The organism is Campylobacter sp. (assembly GCF_052170435.1).
Lineage (GTDB): Bacteria > Campylobacterota > Campylobacteria > Campylobacterales > Campylobacteraceae > Campylobacter_A.
Genome location: NZ_JBQNAN010000052.1, coordinates 1 through 3,086, shown reverse-complemented (window position 1 = coordinate 3,086; position 3,086 = coordinate 1). Strand labels below are relative to the sequence as shown.

Here is a 3,086-nt window from a genome sequence, read left to right as displayed (position 1 = left end):
TTTCCGCCGATGCCCGCACCCGTGTCGATGATGATAAAATCAAGATCGTCAAGGCTCGAGGACTCCTCGAAAAAGCGCTCGTATAAAAATTGGTTGTTAAATTTAAGTATCTCGTCTCCGCTCTCGCCGGGAATCAACGTCAAATTCGGTTTTACCTCGATCAAGATATCTTTTAGCGAGCACTCGCCTTTTAGCACGTGGAGCAAATTTTTGCTAATGCGCACGTTTAAGATGACGTCTAAATTCGCCAGTCCTATATCCGCGTCAAAAAGCGCGACCTTGTAGCCGTTTCTAGCGAGGATATTTGCCAAATTTGCGCTTATGGTGCTCTTGCCAACGCCGCCTTTGCCGCTAGTTACGGCGATGAAGCGCGTATTTTTCGCATTTGATCTAGAGGCTACTATATCTTTTAATTTCTCGGCTTGAGTGTTCATTTTTTATCCTTATTAAACCCTTGCAAAAGGCAATCGACTAAAAACTCGCTCTTGGCGACCATGATATCGTCGGGAACCTCCTGCCCTAGGCAAAAGAAGCTAACGGGTTTATTTATCTCGTAAACTAGCGAAAATACGTTACCGAAAATTTTGGTTTCGTCAAATTTGGTGATGATCAGAGTGTCGATATCAAGGAAGCTAAAGCCGTTATAAATTTCAAGCATATCATCGATCTTTGAGCCTGCGGAAAGCACCAAATTTACGTCTATTTGCGCGTCGCTATGTTTTAAAAACATTTCAAGCCTAGCTAGCTTTTCTTTATCGTACTGCGAGCTGCCCGTGGTGTCTATGAGGATCACTTCGCAGTGATTTAGCTGCTTTAGCGCGTTTTTAAAATCCTCTACCTCGATAACGTCAAGGATAGGCAGCTTCATCATCTTTGCGTATTGAAACAACTGCTCGACCGCGCCGATACGGTAGGTATCAAGCGTGATAATGCCCGTTTTCGCGCGTCTGCCCTCGCCGTAGGCAAACCTCGCCGCGAGCTTAGCTAGAGTCGTGGTTTTACCCACTCCGGTAGGTCCAACCAGCATCATGATCTTTTGTTTTCTATTATCCTCTTCGCTCCTGCACGGCAGCATCTTTCTAAGTAGCGAGCTAAAATATCTCCTTACCGCGGTCGGATTGGCTTTCATCTGAGGCGACATATTTTCCGCGGTTATTTTCATTATCTGTTCTAGGTGTTCCTCTTTCATGCCGCTATTTTTGGCGTCTTTGTAGATGCCGGCAAATTCCGGCGGTATGACTAGGTTGTTTCTGGCACCCGCTCGCTCCTCCCAGAACATATCGGCTATCATATTTACTTTTTCGCTGAGCGCGCTTACTTGCCTTGCGACGTCGTCGATCTTTTTGTCGTAAATTTGATCCTGACGGCCGGGCGCGGTTTCGATATTTGCTATCTGGCTTATCTCTTTTGCGGCTTTTGAGATGTTTAGGAGTATGTCCTCGCCGCTGTTTTGAGCGGTTTTGTAGTTTTGATTTCCTGGCGCGGTTCTTGCGGAGTTTTGTGTCAAATTTACCGCCGCTTTGGCGTTTTGCTGCTCGGCTCTAAAAAGCTCGCGCTCGTCTAAAATGATCTTTTGCGGTCTTTCTTCTTTTGGCGTTTGAGCGCGCAAAAACTCCTCGTAGCCCTTTAAATTTTGCTTTTGGGGCTGATTTTTTTTCTGCTCGCTCGCGTCCTCTTCGACGCTAACTAAAATTTCATAAAGCGGCTTTTTGTTTATCGTCTTTGGCTGGATTTGCTTCGTCGTTACCAAGATCGCCCTCTCGCCGCACTGAGCCTGCGCCTTTTTTAGCGCCTCCATACTGCTCTCGCCAGTAAACGTATAAAACTTCGTCGCCAAATCTTCTCCTTCGTTTCTCGCTAAATTTCGCCGCCGCACCGAAATCGTCGCGGCAAAGGCTATGCATTTTTCGTTCCCACTTCAAATTTAGGCTTTGTAGCCGCTAAATTTTAAAATTTAACTCCGCTTTTGCTAACGCGCTTCATCGTCCCAAGCGGCAAAATCACGCTGATTCTGCTTTTTGCGCCCGGATGCGGTAGCGTCAGCCGCGCGTCGTTTCTGTTTCGTCCGCTAAAATACAAAATATCTATATCAAGCGTTCTAGGCGCGTTTTTAAAGCTTCTCACGCGCCCCAAACGCCTCTCTAAATTTGCCGTTATTTTTAAAATTTGCCTCGCGGCAAGGCTCGTTTGTACGAGCGTTACGGCGTTTGTGAAATCAGCCTGCTCTTTAAACCCAAACGCCTCGTTTATGAGGAGTGCTGAGTTTTCTACGACGTGAAACCTGCTGTCTCGGCTGAGTTTAAAATGCAACCGATTAAAGCGCTTTTTCACGTCGCCGATATTACCGCCGAGCCCCAAAATAACGCTATTTTTAAAGCCCGGTTTAAAATCAAAAACCTTCGGGAAAAAGAGGCATTTGCTAAAGCGCCTCGCCCCCGCTACTCTCATAAAATTTCAGCCCCGTTTTCGCGCACGACCACGACGTCCTCGATGCGCACGCCAAACTCGCCGGGCAAGTAAATCCCAGGCTCCACGCTAAAGACCATCCCCTCTTTTAGCACGGTATCTCCGCGCTTTGAGATAAACGGAAGCTCGTGGATGTCGACTCCGACGCCGTGTCCGGTGCTGTGAAAAAACGCTTCGCCGTAACCCTGCCTCGCGATAAAATCCCTAGCCGCCGAGTCGATCTCGCGCGCCTTTTTACCGGGCATAACCGCCGCGATCGCTAGAGCTTGCGCCTCTTTTACGATCTCGTAAATTTCTTGCCGTTTGGCGTTTTTAAAATTTTGCTCCTTGCCGAAGTTAAAATTTTCGTCAAAGCACGCCGTGCGCGTCCTATCGGAGCAGTAACGATTAAATTTAACCCCCGCATCAAGCAGGAGCAAATCGCCGTGCCGCAAACGCTTTTTACCGGGCAATGCGTGCGCCTTTGCGGCGTTTTCGTTGATCGCGACGATAGGCGAAAAGCTAAGCGCGAGCTCGCCCTTTTTCTTAAAGATGAGCTCGGCGTTAAAAAACAGCTCCTCTTCGCTCATGCCTTCGCCCTCGGCGCGCACGAACGCGGCAAATTCGTCAAACCTCTGGGC

Annotated in this window: 4 protein-coding genes; all 4 read right to left on the bottom strand. The window is 48.1% G+C overall.

Annotation, left to right across the window (positions count from 1 at the left end):
* On the bottom strand, positions 1-434 hold a 434-nt coding region (locus ACTTJF_RS10025), incomplete at its 3' end, for a nucleotide-binding protein (protein WP_442551843.1).
* Entirely contained in the window at positions 431-1,837 is a 1,407-nt protein-coding gene (flhF, locus tag ACTTJF_RS10020; RefSeq protein WP_442551842.1) for a flagellar biosynthesis protein FlhF, read from the bottom strand. The genes ACTTJF_RS10025 and flhF, both read right to left, overlap by 4 nt.
* Before the next feature lie 110 nt (positions 1,838-1,947).
* Positions 1,948-2,448, bottom strand: coding sequence for a 2-amino-4-hydroxy-6-hydroxymethyldihydropteridine diphosphokinase (gene folK, locus ACTTJF_RS10015; RefSeq protein WP_442551841.1), 501 nt, complete (start codon positions 2,446-2,448; stop codon positions 1,948-1,950).
* A partial coding sequence (locus ACTTJF_RS10010) for a M24 family metallopeptidase (protein WP_442551840.1) occupies positions 2,445-3,086 on the bottom strand: 642 nt, incomplete at its 5' end. The genes ACTTJF_RS10010 and folK, both read right to left, overlap by 4 nt.